Source organism: Granulicatella sp. zg-84, assembly GCF_010892375.1.
Lineage (GTDB): Bacteria > Bacillota > Bacilli > Lactobacillales > Aerococcaceae > WM01.
This window is the reverse complement of record NZ_WNJX01000001.1, coordinates 34,693-51,256: the sequence shown is the minus strand read 5'-3', so window position 1 is coordinate 51,256 and position 16,564 is coordinate 34,693. Positions and strand designations below refer to the sequence as shown.

17 protein-coding genes are annotated in these 16,564 nt (G+C 32.6%); all 17 read left to right on the top strand.

Features of this window, described 5'->3' with window-relative positions; genetic code table 11:
* The first annotated feature begins 1 nt into the window (after position 1).
* The 17 genes from GMA06_RS00250 (at position 2) to GMA06_RS00170 (ending at position 16,351) form a co-directional block, all read left to right on the top strand.
* On the top strand, positions 2–223 hold the full coding sequence (locus GMA06_RS00250; protein WP_163546185.1) for an exodeoxyribonuclease VII small subunit: 222 nt from the start codon (positions 2–4) through the stop codon (positions 221–223).
* A gap of 5 nt (positions 224–228) precedes the next feature.
* On the top strand, positions 229–1,101 hold the full coding sequence (locus tag GMA06_RS00245) for a polyprenyl synthetase family protein (protein ID WP_163561301.1): 873 nt from the start codon (positions 229–231) through the stop codon (positions 1,099–1,101).
* 10 nt (positions 1,102–1,111) lie between these two features.
* Positions 1,112–1,930 (top strand): TlyA family RNA methyltransferase, encoded by an 819-nt coding sequence (locus tag GMA06_RS00240; protein ID WP_163561300.1) that lies wholly within the window; start codon positions 1,112–1,114, stop codon positions 1,928–1,930.
* A 12-nt stretch (positions 1,931–1,942) separates the two neighbouring features.
* Entirely contained in the window at positions 1,943–3,613 is a 1,671-nt protein-coding gene (gene recN, locus GMA06_RS00235) for a DNA repair protein RecN (RefSeq protein WP_163561299.1), read from the top strand.
* Between the two features lie 163 nt (positions 3,614–3,776).
* On the top strand, positions 3,777–4,256 hold the full coding sequence (gene greA, locus GMA06_RS00230; RefSeq protein WP_163546181.1) for a transcription elongation factor GreA: 480 nt from the start codon (positions 3,777–3,779) through the stop codon (positions 4,254–4,256).
* Positions 4,257–4,440: 184 nt separating this feature from the next.
* Positions 4,441–5,292 carry a rod shape-determining protein MreC gene (mreC, locus tag GMA06_RS00225; RefSeq protein ID WP_205426125.1) on the top strand — a complete coding sequence of 284 codons (852 nt, stop codon included), beginning with the start codon at positions 4,441–4,443 and terminating at the stop codon, positions 5,290–5,292.
* The gene (gene mreD, locus GMA06_RS00220) at positions 5,289–5,819 is read left to right on the top strand and encodes a rod shape-determining protein MreD (protein WP_163561297.1); all 531 of its coding nucleotides are present in this window, start codon (positions 5,289–5,291) and stop codon (positions 5,817–5,819) included. Before mreC ends, mreD begins: the two co-directional genes overlap by 4 nt.
* Positions 5,820–5,973: 154 nt before the next feature.
* On the top strand, positions 5,974–7,353 hold the full coding sequence (mnmE, locus tag GMA06_RS00215) for a tRNA uridine-5-carboxymethylaminomethyl(34) synthesis GTPase MnmE (protein WP_163561296.1): 1,380 nt from the start codon (positions 5,974–5,976) through the stop codon (positions 7,351–7,353).
* Between the two features lie 132 nt (positions 7,354–7,485).
* Positions 7,486–9,375, top strand: a complete 1,890-nt coding sequence (mnmG, locus tag GMA06_RS00210; protein WP_163561295.1) for a tRNA uridine-5-carboxymethylaminomethyl(34) synthesis enzyme MnmG — start codon at positions 7,486–7,488, stop codon at positions 9,373–9,375.
* A 27-nt stretch (positions 9,376–9,402) separates the two neighbouring features.
* Positions 9,403–10,755: an aspartate kinase gene (locus GMA06_RS00205; protein ID WP_163561294.1), complete on the top strand. Its 1,353-nt coding sequence runs from the start codon at positions 9,403–9,405 to the stop codon at positions 10,753–10,755.
* An 84-nt stretch (positions 10,756–10,839) separates the two neighbouring features.
* Positions 10,840–11,541, top strand: coding sequence for a response regulator transcription factor (locus GMA06_RS00200; protein ID WP_163546175.1), 702 nt, complete (start codon positions 10,840–10,842; stop codon positions 11,539–11,541).
* Positions 11,538–13,067: an ATP-binding protein gene (locus GMA06_RS00195; protein ID WP_163546174.1), complete on the top strand. Its 1,530-nt coding sequence runs from the start codon at positions 11,538–11,540 to the stop codon at positions 13,065–13,067. Before GMA06_RS00200 ends, GMA06_RS00195 begins: the two co-directional genes overlap by 4 nt.
* Positions 13,057–13,497, top strand: coding sequence for a DUF948 domain-containing protein (locus GMA06_RS00190; protein ID WP_163546173.1), 441 nt, complete (start codon positions 13,057–13,059; stop codon positions 13,495–13,497). The genes GMA06_RS00195 and GMA06_RS00190 overlap by 11 nt, the downstream gene beginning before the upstream one ends.
* Before the next feature lie 20 nt (positions 13,498–13,517).
* Positions 13,518–13,868 (top strand): YtxH domain-containing protein, encoded by a 351-nt coding sequence (locus GMA06_RS00185; RefSeq protein WP_163561293.1) that lies wholly within the window; start codon positions 13,518–13,520, stop codon positions 13,866–13,868.
* A gap of 285 nt (positions 13,869–14,153) precedes the next feature.
* Positions 14,154–15,026 (top strand): ribosome small subunit-dependent GTPase A, encoded by an 873-nt coding sequence (gene rsgA, locus GMA06_RS00180; protein WP_163561343.1) that lies wholly within the window; start codon positions 14,154–14,156, stop codon positions 15,024–15,026.
* 37 nt (positions 15,027–15,063) lie between these two features.
* Positions 15,064–15,711 carry a ribulose-phosphate 3-epimerase gene (rpe, locus tag GMA06_RS00175; RefSeq protein ID WP_163546171.1) on the top strand — a complete coding sequence of 216 codons (648 nt, stop codon included), beginning with the start codon at positions 15,064–15,066 and terminating at the stop codon, positions 15,709–15,711.
* 1 nt (position 15,712) lies between these two features.
* Positions 15,713–16,351, top strand: coding sequence for a thiamine diphosphokinase (locus tag GMA06_RS00170; RefSeq protein ID WP_163561292.1), 639 nt, complete (start codon positions 15,713–15,715; stop codon positions 16,349–16,351).
* Positions 16,352–16,564 lie beyond the last annotated feature (213 nt).

The window sequence follows — 16,564 nt, the reverse complement described above, 5'->3', positions numbered from 1 at the left end:
AATGGCTAAAGGAAAGAGTTTTGAAGAAGCGTTAAAAGAATTAGAAGTCATTGTACAACAATTAGAAAGAGCAGATGTCCCTTTAGAAGAGGCATTAAAACAATTTCAAAAAGGTATTGAATTAAGTCAATATTGCAAACAAACATTAGAAAATGCAGAAAAAACAGTCACAAAACTAGTTCTTGAAAATGGAGAAGAAACTATTTTGGATACGAATGGATAATATTTATGAATATACACACATTTAAAACAACAATAACAGATTTTGAACAATATTTAGAAAATTCTCTTACAACTATAAATGATATTCGTTTAAAAGAGGCAATGCACTATTCATTAACAAATGGTGGGAAAAGAGTACGTCCAATGCTTTTACTAGCTACTATACAAGCATTAGGAAAAGATGTATCAAAAGGCTATCCTATAGCACTTGCATTAGAGTATATACATACTTATTCTTTAATTCATGATGATTTGCCGGCAATGGATAATGATGATTATAGACGTGGAAAGTTAACTAACCACAAACAATTTGACGAGGCAACTGCCATTCTTGCTGGCGATGCATTCAATACAAAAGCATTTGAATTGATTTGTCAAAGTGATGTCCCTGATATTCAAAAAGTTCTTTTAGTATCACAATTAGCTATTTGTGCGGGACCAAATGGTATGATTGGTGGTCAAATGGGCGATATTCAAGCCGAGAATCAACACGTTTCTTTAGATACGCTAAAATCTATTCATGCTCGCAAAACAGGCGATTTGATTCGATATGCTACTTTTGCTGGTGCGGTATTATCAAATGCTTGTGAAAAAGTACAAGTATTATTAGAGGCGTTTTCTCGTTCTTTCGGGCTAGCTTTTCAAATACACAATGATTTAAAAGATGTAGAGTGCTCTTTTGATATAGAGGGAAAAATTCAAGGGAAAGATGCTATATTGCAAAAAAGTACGTATACGTCTTTATTAGGCATTAGTGGTGCAAGAGAAAGTTTATTTCAAGAAATTAGCCGTGCAGAAAAAGCAATAGATAATTTGAAAAAAGTATATCCGACTTTGGATAGTGAATTATTACTGGATTTTTTAAATTATGTGAAATAATGGGAGATATATGGAAAAAGAAAGAGCAGATTTACTAGTCGTCCAGCAAGGTTTAACGGATACTCGAGAAAAAGCCAAACGAATGATTATGGCTGGACAGATTTATGATGAAAATAATGAACGAATTGATAAAGCTGGAGAAAAACTATCGATAACAAAACAACTTCATATTAAAGGAGAAACACTGAAGTATGTCAGTCGAGGTGGATTGAAATTAGAAAAAGCAATCGAGTTATTTCATCTTGACTTAACCGGTAAGCGTGTGTTAGATATTGGTGCGTCAACAGGTGGTTTTACGGATGTGTCTTTACAAAATGGAGCAGCGTTATGCTATGCTCTAGATGTAGGATACAATCAGTTGCATTGGAAATTACGACAAGATGAGCGTGTAGATGTTATGGAACGTGTGAATTTTCGATATGCTCAATTAGGTGATTTTAAGAGAGGGCAACCTAATTTTGCAACAATTGATGTATCGTTTATTTCTTTAAGATTGATTTTACCTACTTTAGCCAATATATTAGAAAAGAATAGTTATGTTGTTGTATTGATTAAACCTCAATTTGAAGCAGGTAGAGAAAAAGTAGGGAAAAAAGGTATTGTTAAAGATACACATGTTCATGAAGAAGTGATACATGATATTTTACATTTTGCCACGAGCATTGGATATGATGTAATTGGTTTAACATTTTCGCCAATAACAGGTGGTTCGGGTAATATTGAATTTTTAGCATGTTTAAAATTGACGCATGATCTAAACAAAAATGATGTGTGTGTGGATATACATGATATTGTCATGCAAGCTGCAGAAACATTAGTGAAAAAGTAAGGAGGTGACGTGATGTTACAAACATTGTCTATTCAAAATTTTGCGATTATTGAGGCATTAACAGTTGATTTTTCTTCTGGTATGACGGTATTGACTGGAGAAACTGGAGCAGGGAAATCCATTATTATTGATGCGGTGTCATTGATTGTTGGAGCAAGAGGTTCAAGTGAGTACATTCGCTTCGGGCAAGATAAAGCTATTCTTCAAGGTTTATTTGATATTGATAATTTGATTGAAACACAAAAAATGCTTGAAAAGCATCATATTCCTTATGAGGATAATCAGTTAATGGTTTATCGAGAATTACATAAAACGGGTAAGAATACGATTCGTATCAATGGTATTTTGGTGACAGTATCAATTTTAAAAGAAATAGGTTCTTCTTTAATTGATATTCATGGTCAACATGAGCATCAACATTTAATGGACGATACGCAACATTTGTTCATGTTAGATGTGTTTGGAGGGCAAGAGATATCCAAGGAAATGGATCGTTATCGTCAACTATATCAAGCGTATACGTCATCAAGAAAAACATTGAAAGAATTGATGGTATCGGATAAGCAAGACACAAACAGAATTTCTTTATTGGAATCCCAGATTAAAAAGATTGAAAAAGTAAATCCAAAAGAGCATGAAGATGTACAAGTGGAACAAACGTTAAAACAGATACAAGAAGATGTGACAAGACTAAGAGCATTGACAAATGTCGATATGCTTTTGTCAGATGATAATATTAGTGTGAAAGAATTATTGTCTAAAGCTATATCTGAATTGTCCCTTTTAGGAGATGCGTATCATCATGTTGATACTGTATTAAATGATGTCTATGAACAAGTACAAACAGTATCTAAAGATATTGCTAAAGCATTGGAAATAATTGAATACGATGAAGAAACGGTAAAAGCTTTTGATGACCGTTTAAATGAATTGGATCAGTTAAAACAATCTTTTGGTAAGCAGACGATTGATGAGGTGCGTGCTTATTATGATGCTATTAAATTGGAACTAGATACATTATTAAATAAAGACAGTTATTTGCAAAAAGCACAACAAACCTTTTTAAAAGATAGAGAGTTATTACTTGAAAGTGCTACAGTATTATCAACATTAAGAAAAGAAAAAGCAATGATTTTAGAACAAAGTATTCATACACAATTGTCTGATTTATATATGGATAAAGTGATGTTTAAAGTACATTTTAAAGAACATCAAGATAAAGTGAAATTTAAGGCCAATGGTATTGATGATATTGAATTTTTAATTGCGACAAATATTGGTGAGCCTTTAAAACCTTTAGCTAAAGTAGCTAGTGGCGGGGAGTTATCACGTATGATGCTTGCTTTAAAAACAATTTTCACAAAAACACAAGGTATTTCAACCGTCATTTTCGATGAGATTGATACAGGAGTAAGTGGACGTGTTTCTCAAGCGATTGCAAATAAAATGTCTTTGATTGCTCATGATACACAAGTATTATGTATTTCACATTTACCTCAAGTAGCAGCAATTGCTGATCATCATTTAGTTGTGAAAAAAGAAATTGTTGAGGATAGAACAAAAACATATGTATCACTATTAACAATAGAGGAAAGAATAGTTGAAATTGCACGTATGATAGCTGGTGATGATATTACAGATACTGCATTATTACACGCTAAAGACTTATTGCATAAAAAGTAAATAACACTATCAATAATGTACAAACATACGAAAATTTTTAGTGATAATTTATAAGTTTTTGATATAAGCAATATATTTTTTAATTTTGAATTGATTTTCTAATCAGTTCATGGTATCTTATTGCTACTACTTTGAATTATGAATGAAAGGTTGTGTAAACAACATGGAAGAAAAAACATATCCAATGACGCTTGAGGGGAAACAAAAATTAGAAGCTGAATTGGAAGAGTTAAAATTAGTGAAAAGACCAGAAATTATTGATCGTATAAAAGTAGCTCGTAGTTATGGTGATTTATCTGAGAACTCTGAATATGATTCAGCAAAAGATGAACAAGCATTTGTAGAAGGTCGTATTACAACGATTGAAAAAATGTTACGTTTCTCAGAAATTATTGATGATCATAATATTGCTAAAGATGAAGTATCTTTAGGACGTACAGTCACTTTTATTGAGTTACCAGACGGGGAAGAAGAAACATATACGATTGTAGGTGGAGCAGAAGCAAGTCCGTTAGAAGGTAAAATTTCTAATGATTCTCCAATTGCTCGTGCGTTGATTGGTAAAAAATTAAATGATGAAGTAGCTATCGACACTCCTGGGGGTGTGATGAAAGTTAAAATCATCAAAATTGAATTAGCATAAATGTTTTAGAAAAATAATGGGAACTATTCGGTAAAAACAAAAAATAATGTTTGTTTTTTTCTCGAATAGTTTTTTTGTTTTTTTCGTTTATAAAAAATTTTCAAAAAATAGTAAATTTGTAATGAAAAAATTTGTATGTGGTGGTATGATTGTATCATGTGAAAGACGACAAGGAGGAAAAAGATTGAATAAATTTTTTAATAATAGAAAGTTACTTTTTTTTGTCGTCACAATGGTAGTGTTTATTGCTTTAGCAGTACTATCTACATTTAATGGAGGTCAAAATACGATTTTGTCAACAGGGAATGAATCTATTAGTTTAGTTAATCGTATTTTTGGTAAACCTGTTGAATGGGTAAATGGACTCGGAGAGTCTATTTCTCGATTATTCAGTACTTATGAAGAGAATAAAGTATTGAAATCTCATATTGATCACTTATTTGAATTACAATCTAAAAATGAAACATTAGAAAAAGAAAATGAACAACTAAAAAAAGCACTTGAATTAAAAGGGAATTTATCAGATTACACAACTGTTGTGAGTGCTGTTATTGCACGAACACCAGATATGTGGAATGAACAATTAATTATTGACAAAGGAACAGATGCACAATTACAGGTTGGTATGCTTGTTATGGGAAATAATGGATTAATTGGTCGTATTATTTCTGTAAATGCGACGAGTGCAAAAGTCGGATTATTAACAAGTGTACAATCTACCAATATTTCTGTTTCTGCAATGATACAAATTGGAGATAAAACAGAATATGGTGTCATTAACAAATATGATAGTAAGTCAAAAATGTATGTGATGTCTAATGTACGTTTAGACGCAGATATAAAAGAAGGGCAAAATGTGATGACATCAGGTATGAACGGTGTAGGCCCTAGCTCTTTAGCGATTGGAAAAGTTTCTTCGGTAGCAGTCGATAATACGGGATTATTTAAAGAAGTCATGGTGACACCAACGAGTGATCATTATGATATTAAATATGTCACTGTCATTAAACGTGGAAGTGAGAGTGTTAGCCAATGAAACGTTATATCGTAGATTATCTCTTTATTCCGATTTTGTTATTGGCAGCTATTATTTTTGACGGTGTAATATCTGTATATACAAAAAATATGTTTTTTACACCTGATTTTATTATGGTGACACAACTCTTTTTAACCATGCTTATCATGATAAATTTTTGGATACCAAGAAGTCATGGTGTTTTATTAGCTATTGTATTTGGTTTGATTTATGATGCGTATTATGCTTCAGTATTGTCTTTTTATACAGTCACATTTGTGGCTATTCTGTATATGATTAAACAGATTGAGCCAAAATTAGAAAAAACCTTTTTAACATTAGTTTTAGTTGTTGCTTTTAGTAATTTTTTGTGTAATCTATTACAGTTTTTTGTTGCTTTAGCGATAGGGAGTGTAGATATGAGTTTTTTCGGCTATCTTGTGAACAAAGTAATCCCAACAATGCTTTTAAATATCATTTATTTATTTATAGTATATAAACCGCTTAAAGCAGTATTTGTTTTTTTCAATCGTATTGAAGATATTTAGTGCTAAAAGATATGAATTTGTTATGAATGACTTGCATTTTTACAATGTTTTGTTATGATATAACTGTTAATATGAAGAGCAGTGAAAGTGCATCTTCGTCTTAGTTTTACTAGGCGTCGTTTGCACTTTTATTTTATATAGAAAAGGTGAAAACATGTTTGAATTTGATACAATTGCAGCAATTTCAACAGCATTAGGTGAGGGAGCTATTGGTATTGTGCGTCTATCGGGAGAAAAGGCTATTGATATTGCGAATACATTATTTAAAGAAAAAGATTTAACAAAAGTACCGTCACATACCATTCATTATGGACATATTCAACATCCAACGTCATTACAACAGATTGATGAAGTTATGGTTAGTGTGATGAAAGCACCAAAGACGTTTACAAAAGAGGATGTTGTTGAAATAAATTGCCACGGTGGGATTGTTGTTGTCAACAAAGTGTTACAAACGGTTTTGGAGCAAGGTGCGAGATTAGCAGAACCAGGCGAATTTACAAAACGTGCTTTTTTAAATGGGCGAATCGATTTATCTCAAGCTGAAGCGGTTATGGATTTAATTCGTGCAAAAACAGATACATCTATGTCTGTCGCATTAAAACAAGTAGACGGTCATTTATCATCATTGATTCGCCAGTTACGTCAAGACATTTTAAATACATTGGCGCAAGTTGAAGTGAATATTGATTATCCCGAATATGACGAAGTTGAAGAAATGACTCTGGCACTATTAAAAGAAAAATCAATAGATGTCAAAGAAAAATTAGAGTATCTATTACAGACAGCACAGCAAGGTAAAATTTTGCGTGACGGTTTACAAACAGCAATTATTGGGCGTCCAAATGTTGGGAAATCAAGTTTATTAAATCGCTTATTAAGAGAAGATAAGGCGATTGTAACAGATATTGCTGGTACAACAAGAGATACGATTGAAGAATATGTAAATGTGCGAGGTGTTCCACTAAAATTAGTTGATACAGCAGGTATTCGTGATACGGATGATGTGGTCGAACAAATTGGTGTGAAACGTAGTAAGAAAGCTATTCTTGATGCCGATTTTATTATATTGATTTTAAATCAATCTGAACAATTATCAGATGAAGATAAATCATTATTAGAGATGACAAAAGGTATGAAACGTTTAATTTTACTAAACAAAATAGATTTGCCTAGTCAGTTATATATGGAGGAGTTATTGCCATATACTGATATGGATAATGTGATTCCTTTATCCGTATTAAATAATCAAGGTATTGATAAATTAGAAGAAAAAATTGCAGAGTGGTTTTTTGCTGGACAAGTAAATGATAAAGATGCGACGTATGTATCGAATGTGCGACATATTACGCTCATTCAACAAGCCATTGAAAAATTGAAAGATGTTTTACAAGCTATTGATTTAGAAGTGCCAGTCGATTTAATTCAAATTGATTTTACAAGAGCTTGGGAACTGTTAGGTGAAATTACAGGAGATACGGTTCAAGATGAATTATTGACAGAGCTATTTAGTCAATTTTGTTTAGGAAAATAAAATTAATCAGCTTTAAAGTTTGTGTTAAGTAAGCAATAAGAGTATATATAACAAAGAAAAAATAGTATGCGTTCAAATGATTTGAAATGAATACGAAAAGAATAAAAAATCAATAGAGTTAAGGAGATATATATGGTTGAAATGTATGAAGCAGGACATTATGATGTCATTATTGTTGGAGCAGGACATGCCGGTTCGGAGGCAGCTCTTGCCTCAGCACGTATGGGACAAGACACATTATTATTAACAATCAATTTAGATATGGTTGCGTTTATGCCGTGCAATCCTTCCATTGGAGGACCAGCAAAAGGTGTTGTGGTACGTGAGATTGATGCTCTTGGTGGAGAAATGGGAAAAAATATTGATAAAACGTATATTCAGATGCGTTTATTAAATACTGGTAAAGGGCCTGCGGTACAAGCATTACGTGCTCAAGCTGATAAACATTTATATGCACAAGAAATGAAACATACCATTGAAAAACAAGAACATTTAACGCTACGTCAAGGCACAGTAGAACGTTTGATTGTTGAAAATAATACATGTTGTGGTGTCATGACACATACAGGTGCTGTATACCGTGCAAAAGCTGTTGTGTTAACAGCAGGAACAAGTTCACGTGGGAAAATTATAATTGGAGAAGTTGTTTATTCGTCTGGTCCAAATAATTCACAGCCGTCTATTAAATTATCAGAGCATTTAGAGGAATTAGGTTTTGAATTAGCAAGGTTTAAAACTGGAACGCCAGCACGTGTTTTATCTTCAACGATTGATTATACAAAAACAGAAATTCAACCGGGTGATGATACGCCAAATCATTTTAGTTTTGAAACAAAAGATAGTGAGTATCGTTACGATCAAATTCCTTGTTGGTTAACGTATACGAATGAAAAAACACATGAGATTATTCGTGGCAATTTACATCGTGCACCGATGTTTACAGGTATTGTAGAAGGTGTTGGTGCGAGATATTGTCCGTCCATTGAAGATAAAATTGTTCGTTTTAGTGATAAACCTCGTCATCAACTATTTTTAGAACCAGAAGGAGAACATACAGAAGAGGTATACGTACAAGGTTTGTCATCTTCTTTGCCTGAAGAGGTACAAGAAGATATGTTGCATTCTATTGAGGGATTGGAACATGCGAAAATGATGCGTACAGGATATGCGATTGAGTACGATGTGATTAAACCACATCAACTTCGTCCGTCTTTAGAAACAAAGTTAATTAAGCATTTATTTACAGCAGGACAAATGAACGGGACATCTGGATATGAGGAAGCAGCAGGTCAAGGGTTGATTGCTGGTATCAATGCTGCTCTTAGCGTACAAGGAAAAGAGCCCCTTGTTTTAAAACGTAGTGATGCATATATTGGTGTGATGATTGATGATTTGGTGACAAAAGGAACGATTGAGCCGTATCGTTTATTAACATCACGTGCGGAATATCGCTTGTTATTACGTCACGATAATGCCGATTTACGTTTAACGGATATTGGACATCAAATTGGATTAGTCACAGATACACGTTATCAAGCCTTTTTACACAAAAAAGAATCTGTTAAAGAAGAGATTGAACGTTTAAGAACGACACGTTTGAAACCAACAGAGGCACTACAAACCTTTTTACAAGAAAAACAATCTGCAGAGTTAAAAGACGGTGTATTAGCATCAGATTTATTAAAACGCCCTGAATTAACTTATTCAGATATTTTACAGTTTGCACCGTTGGAAAATACATTGCCACGAGATATTCACGAACAAGTGCAACTTCAAATAAAATATGAAGGATATATTGCTAAAGCGATTGAGAAAGTAGAACGATTGAAAAAAATGGAAGAGAAAAAAATTCCAGCATTTATTGATTATGATACAATCAATGGTCTAGCAACAGAAGCAAGACAACGTTTGAAACTCATTCAACCAGAAACATTAGGGCAAGCTAGCCGTATTAGTGGTGTAAATCCAGCGGATATTTCTATTTTAACGATTTATATGACACAAGGTCAAAAACAAGTTTAAACATCAGCATATTATGGAGGAAATAAAATGAAAGTTGTTAAATTTGGTGGGAGTTCATTAGCCTCGGCAGAACAAATAAAAAAAGTATTTCAAATTATAAAATCTGATGCAGATCGCCGTTTAGTTGTTGTATCTGCACCTGGAAAAAGATTTAAAGATGATGAGAAAGTAACGGATATGCTCATTGCATTAGGAGAACAAGCATTAAATAATCAAGATTATTCCGCACAGTTTCAACATGTATTAGAACGTTATGCACAAATGGTTACTGATTTACAAATAGAAGAACCTGTTTTAGAGGATATAAAAGAAAATTTACATACTTTAATAACAAGTGATATGTCACAACCATCGTATTTTATGGACGCTTTAAAAGCAAGCGGAGAAGATAATAATGCAAAGCTCATTGCTGCCTATTTTAGAAAAGAGGGTTTACCTGCTGTTTATGTCAATCCAAAAGATGCAGGATTATTCGTGAGTGACGAACCAGGAAATGCCAATGTATTACCTATTTCGTATGAAAATTTAAAAAAATTAAGAAATTATAAAGAAATCGTTGTTTTTCCAGGCTTTTTTGGGTATACACTAGATGGAAAACTGGTGACATTCTCAAGAGGTGGCTCAGATATTACAGGAGCGATTGTTGCCAAAGGGGTACGTGCTTTATTATATGAAAACTTTACAGATGTTGACGGTATTTGTGTAGCTAATCCAAATATTGTAAAAAATGCTATTCAATTAGAACATTTAACATATCGTGAAATGCGTGAATTGTCTTATGCTGGTTTTAGTGTAGTGCATGATGAAGCTTTACAACCTGCCTTTTCAGAGGGGATTCCAGTTCGTGTAAAGAATACGAATAATCCAACAGCAGCGGGAACATTAATCACGAAAAGTGTTCCAAAATCAGTGCATACAGTATCTGGTATTGCAAGTATGCCTAGCTTTACAACAGTCTATATTGAAAAATATTTGATGAATAGAGAAGTTGGTTTTTGGAGTAGAGCATTAAAAATTTGTGATGAATTAGATATTAGTTATGAGTATATGCCATCAGGAATTGACGATATTACCATTTTAATTCGTGATAATCAATTATCTCCTGAGAAAAGTGCTATTTTATTACAACGATTAAAATATGAATTAAATGCTGATGAAGTTCGCTTCAAAGATCCAATTTGTTTAGTTATGATTGTAGGGGAAGGAATGGTTGAATCAGTAGGGACGCTTGCACGTGCGGCAAACGCTTTTGCCAATGCAAATGTCAACGTTCAAATGGTTAACCAAGGGTCATCAGAAGTAAGTATTATTTTTGGTATTGCACCCCAAGACGAACATAGAGCGGTTCGTGCACTATATAAAGAGTTTTTTGAACAATAAAAAGTAATTTTAATGGTAAATTTATCCGTTTTAATGTATGATATTATTAAGTAATATCGAACTTTTTATGAAAGGAAGAAAAGCATGGAACACACAGATAAAAAGCGTGTCTTGATTATTGAAGATGAAAAGAATTTAGCACGTTTTGTAGAGTTAGAATTAAAACATGAGGGGTACGAAACGGAAATCTATCATGACGGACGCAGCGGTTTAGACGCAGCATTAAATAAAGAGTGGGATGTTATTTTATTAGATTTAATGTTACCTGAATTGAATGGGTTAGAAGTTTGTCGTCGTATACGACCAACGAAAGAAACGCCTATTATCATTATGACAGCGAGAGATTCTGTTTTAGATAGAGTATCTGGATTAGATCAAGGGGCAGATGATTATATCGTAAAACCTTTTGCCATAGAAGAATTATTGGCACGTTTACGCTCTCTATTTAGACGTATTGATTTAGCAGATGATGCTAAAAATCAAAAACAAACGGTTGTAACGTATAAAGATTTAATGATTGAAAAAGAAAATCGTATTGTAAAACGTGACGGTGAAGTGATTGATTTAACAAAACGTGAATATGAATTGTTGTTAACCTTAATGGAAAATATCAATGTTGTCTTATCTCGTGATGTGCTATTAGAACGTGTTTGGGGATATAAACCAGAAGTTGAAACAAATGTTGTAGATGTATATGTTCGTTATTTGAGAAATAAAATTGATAGACCTAATCAAAAAAGTTATGTGCAAACTGTACGTGGTACAGGATATGTTATGAGGTCATGATAAAAAAGTTATTTTCCAATAACTTGTCATTACGTTGGAAATGGGCAGGTATGTTAAGTATTATTTTTTCTTTATTATACTTATCTATTTCTTATGTCATGGTTCTCTTTTTAAAGGATCAGGTTTTTTCATCAGAGATAAATTTAATTACGCAATATTCTCAAACAATGGTCCGTATTTTATCTCAATCATCTGAACCTTTAAACGAACAAAATCTTCATGATTTCTTTACAACATCTACACGTCAAACAGAATTTTCAACGACGGCTGCTATACCTTATCATTTTACAAATGATAATATTGAAGTGAGAATTTTTAATACGGAAAATAGACTAATTTATGAAAGTTTGCCTTTTCCTAAAATAGTATTTAGTCCAAAAAATGATGAATTATCTGTTATAAAAAATAATAAAAAAGACGTTGTTATTACAACCCATGCCATTATTGATGAAAAAACGCAAGAATCAAAAGGATATATGCAACTGATATTTGGATTGAATCACTATTATCAACATGTTAACAATATTTATAAAACATATGGTTTTATTACTTTGATTGCGATTGTTATTTGTATGATTGCAGGAAATATTGTTGCTTATATTTTCTTTAAACCAATTAAGCACATGACAGATATTATGGCAGAGTTAAAAGAAGATGCACTTTCTGATAAACGTATGGATTTATCAAGAAGAAAAAGCGATGAGCTAACAGATCTATCCATTGGTTTTAATGATTTATTGGATACAATGGCTATGTATATCACACATCAAAAAAGATTTGTGGAGGACGTTTCTCATGAATTAAGAACGCCGGTTGCCATTGTTGAAGGGCATTTGCAATTATTAAATCGTTGGGGAAAAGATGATCCTAAAGTTTTAGAAGAATCATTGACAGCTTCTTTATCAGAGATAGGAAGAATGAAAACATTAGTACAAGAAATGTTAGATTTATCTCGAGCTGAACAAGTTGGTATTCACTACAAAAATGAAATGACAGAAGTCGTTGGTTTAGTCAACCAAGTTCATCATAATTTTGAGCTTATTCATCCGAAATTTAAGTTTCAACTTGAGAATGATTATCCTAAAGATGAAACAGAAATTTGGGTATCTATTTCTCGTCATCACTTAGAACAAGTTTTGATTATTTTATTGGATAATGCTGTGAAATATTCAACGGATATTCCTCAAATACATTTGTCTTTATCTAAAACATTGAATAATGTACAAATTTCTGTTCAAGATTTTGGAGAAGGTATTTCTGAAAAAGACATGAAGGAAGTATTTGCGAGATTTTACAGAGTTGATAAAGCTAGATCTCGTCATAAAGGCGGAAATGGTTTAGGCTTATCCATTGCAAAAGAATTGATTGAAGGGTACAAAGGAAGTATTAGTGTTGAAAGTGTTGTAGGTAGTGGTTCTACTTTTAGAATTGAGTTACCAGTGATTACTGATTTATCACGTATCATTCAAGAAAAGAGAAAAAGAAAACAGAAAAACATAGAACAAGGAGAACATTATGGGCTTTAATAATATTTTATTATCTTTGTTGTTAGTTGCTTGCATTGTGTTAGTGATTGTATTAGTATTATTTATACAACGATTGATGGGTGTTGTTAAAACAACAAATCAATTATTGAATGAAGTAAAAAATAGTCTTGATATTGTCACAAAAGATGTTGATAGTTTATCAATCGAAGTTGAAGGCTTATTAAATAAAGCGAATTATTTAGTCAATGACATCAATGGTAAATTAGAACAAACAGATCCTGTTTTTAAAGCATTGGGTGAATTAGGTGTATCTGTTTCAAATGTGAATACATCTGCGAACAATTTATCAAAATCATTTGTTTTAAGAAAAAAACAAGCAAGTAAGTCTGTTGTGAAAATGGGAAGTGCAGTCAGCAAAATTTTCAAATCGACAACAAAGAAAAAACCAACAACAATCAAAAAATTTTAATGAGATAAGGAGAGAATAACATGAAATTAAAATATGTATTTACAACTGTTTTAGCAGCGGCAACAGGAGCTGTTGTAGCATTATTATACGCACCTAAAAAAGGTGAAGAATTACGTGAAGATATTGCTGATAAAGCAGAAGATTTAAAAGCTGTTGCTTTAGATTATGTTGAACTAGCAAGCATTAAAGGTCAAGAATTAAAAGAAGCGGCTTTACAATCAACAGAAGAATTACGTGGCACATTAAAAGAAAATGTTGAAGGTTTGAAATCTCAACTATCATTTAAAGCAGAAAAAGTAAAAGATACAGCTGAAGAAGTTGTAGAAGATGTAAAAGAATCTGTTGAAGACATTAAAGAAGACGTTGAATAGTCATACGAGAAGCACCTTAGGGTGCTTTTTGTGTTTTTATGGTACTTCGTAAAACCGTGTTGGTGGCTGAAAGCCACCAACACGGTTTGGTATAAAGACAAGTATAGTCGATCGTTCGTATTGTTCTGTTAATATGGTATAATCAATATAAGATTAAATGTATATTCAAAAATACTAATAGATGAGTGAAGATTATCTTATCATATTTTTTAAATAGAAAATGATTTATCTGTTCCGAGTAGGTACTTTATGATAGAATTGTAGTAAATAAATGAGGTGATAGGCATAAAAGGACAAATTATTAAAGCGTTAAGTGGTTTTTATTATGTGGAAGCTAATCAAAAAGTGTATCAAACACGAGGGAGAGGAAATTTCCGTGCAAGCAATCAAAAACCTTTGGTTGGAGATTTTGTTGAGTTTGAAAGTACTAATGACAAAGAAGGTGTATTATTAAAGCTATTTCCAAGAAAAAATGAACTCGTTCGACCGCCTATTTGCAATGTGGATAAAGGCATTATCGTGATGTCGGCTATTGAACCGGATTTTTCTAGTTTTTTATTAGATCGGTTTATTGTGACATTGGAACAGCTGATGATACAACCTGTTATTTATGTAAGCAAATGTGATTTAATAGAAGATAGGACGTCTATACATCAAATGTGTCAGTATTATGAGCAATTAGGATATACAGTCTTTTATTCACACCAAGAAAATGTATTATCAACATTAAAAAATGTTTTACAAGGTAAGCTTTCGGTTTTAATGGGACAATCGGGAGCAGGTAAATCAACACTTTTAAATGAGCTATTACCTGAATTAGATTTGAAAACAGGAGATATTTCAACACATTTGGGACGTGGTCGTCATACAACAAGGCATGTAGAAGTACATGATGTGGAGGGGTGCTTTATCGCAGACACACCCGGGTTTAGTGCCATTGATTTTTTTGATATGTCATTACAAGAACTAGAACAATGTTTTGTTGACTTTTTTACATTTAAGCAGGACTGTCAATTCCGTGGTTGTTTACACACGCACGAACCGCATTGTGCTGTGAAGAAACAACTCGATACGAATGTAGGTTTAAATCAACGTTATCAGCATTATGTACAATTTCATGATGAAATAAAAAACAAAAAAATAATTTATAAAAAATAGTTAAAAAGAATAAACTAAAAAGAAATGAGGAATATAGATGCAAGTAGCACCGTCTATTTTAAGTGCAGATTTTGCCAATTTAGAAAGAGATGTTAAATTAGTTGAACACTATGGAGTTGATTTGATTCATATTGATGCAATGGACGGACATTTTGTACCTAATTTAACATTAGGACCAAATATTGTTGAAGCACTTCGCAAAGTTACCAATTTACCATTGGATTGTCATTTAATGATTTCAAATCCTGATCAGTATATTGACGCTTTTGCTAAAGCGGGTGCGGATATTATTTCCGTTCATTATGAAGCGTGTACACATTTACACCGTGTTTTACAACAAATTAAACAGGCTGGTGTAAAATCTGGAGTTGTTATCAATCCTGCGACACCAGTAAGTGCAATTGAACCTATTTTAGCAGATGTAGATTTAGTGCTTGTCATGACAGTAAATCCCGGTTTTGGTGGTCAGGCGTTTATCACGTCAACATTAGATAAAATTAGACAATTAGATACATTGCGTAAAGAAAGAAAGTATACCTATGTCATTGAGGTAGACGGAGGTATCAATGATAAAACTGCTCAATTATGTCACGAAGCAGGTGTGGATATTGTTGTCGCAGGCTCTTATATTTACAATGCACCAAATATAGAGCAAGCTATTTTAAGTTTGAAAGCCGTGCAGTAATATGGGTAAAAAAATTGTTTTTTGTGCTGGAGCACCAGACCCTGATTTAGCATATTTAAAAACAATCTCGTATGATATGTTAATTGGTGTTGATGCTGGTGCCAAACGCTTAGTAGATGCTGGGTATGTGCTGGACTGGGCTATTGGAGATTTTGATTCGGTTGAGAAACCGGATAGTAAAGAGAGTATTGTGTTGCCTTGTGAAAAGGATGATACTGATTTGCAGTATGCTCTTATGCATGTGTTAAGCCAAGAAAATGACGATGATATTGAAGAAATTATCATTTTGGGTTCTTTAAGTGGTGGACGTATTGACCACTTGATTTGTAATCTGTGGTTTGTGTACCAATCACGTTTTCAAAAGTGGTTGACAAAATTTCGTTTGATTGAAAAGGGCAATACGATACGTTTTTATGAACCGGGAGAGTATACGTTAACACACGACAAAACGAAAAAATATTTGTCCTTTATTGGTATGACCCCCTTAAAAGCATTGAGTTTAATTAATGCGAAATATCCTTTGAACAAAGCCAATTATGAGTATCCTGTTTCTTTAATCAGCAATGAGTTTTTAACAGACACGATGACGTTTTCTTTTGAAAAAGGTTTAATGTGTGTGATGCAAACAGCTGATAAATAAGCTCTATATTGATGGAGAATTTTAAATATTTGCCAATATATATAATATTGTTTAAAAGGATTTTTATTTCAATTATTTGAGGAGAAGGAACAAGCAATTAAAAAATTTCAGTTTTATATGAATTATCAGTCGGTATTTGTTGTATCTATTGATAAAATTTATTAGGAGAATTTAGCTTCTGTTTGTATACTTTATTACTTGTTTTTTTAATAG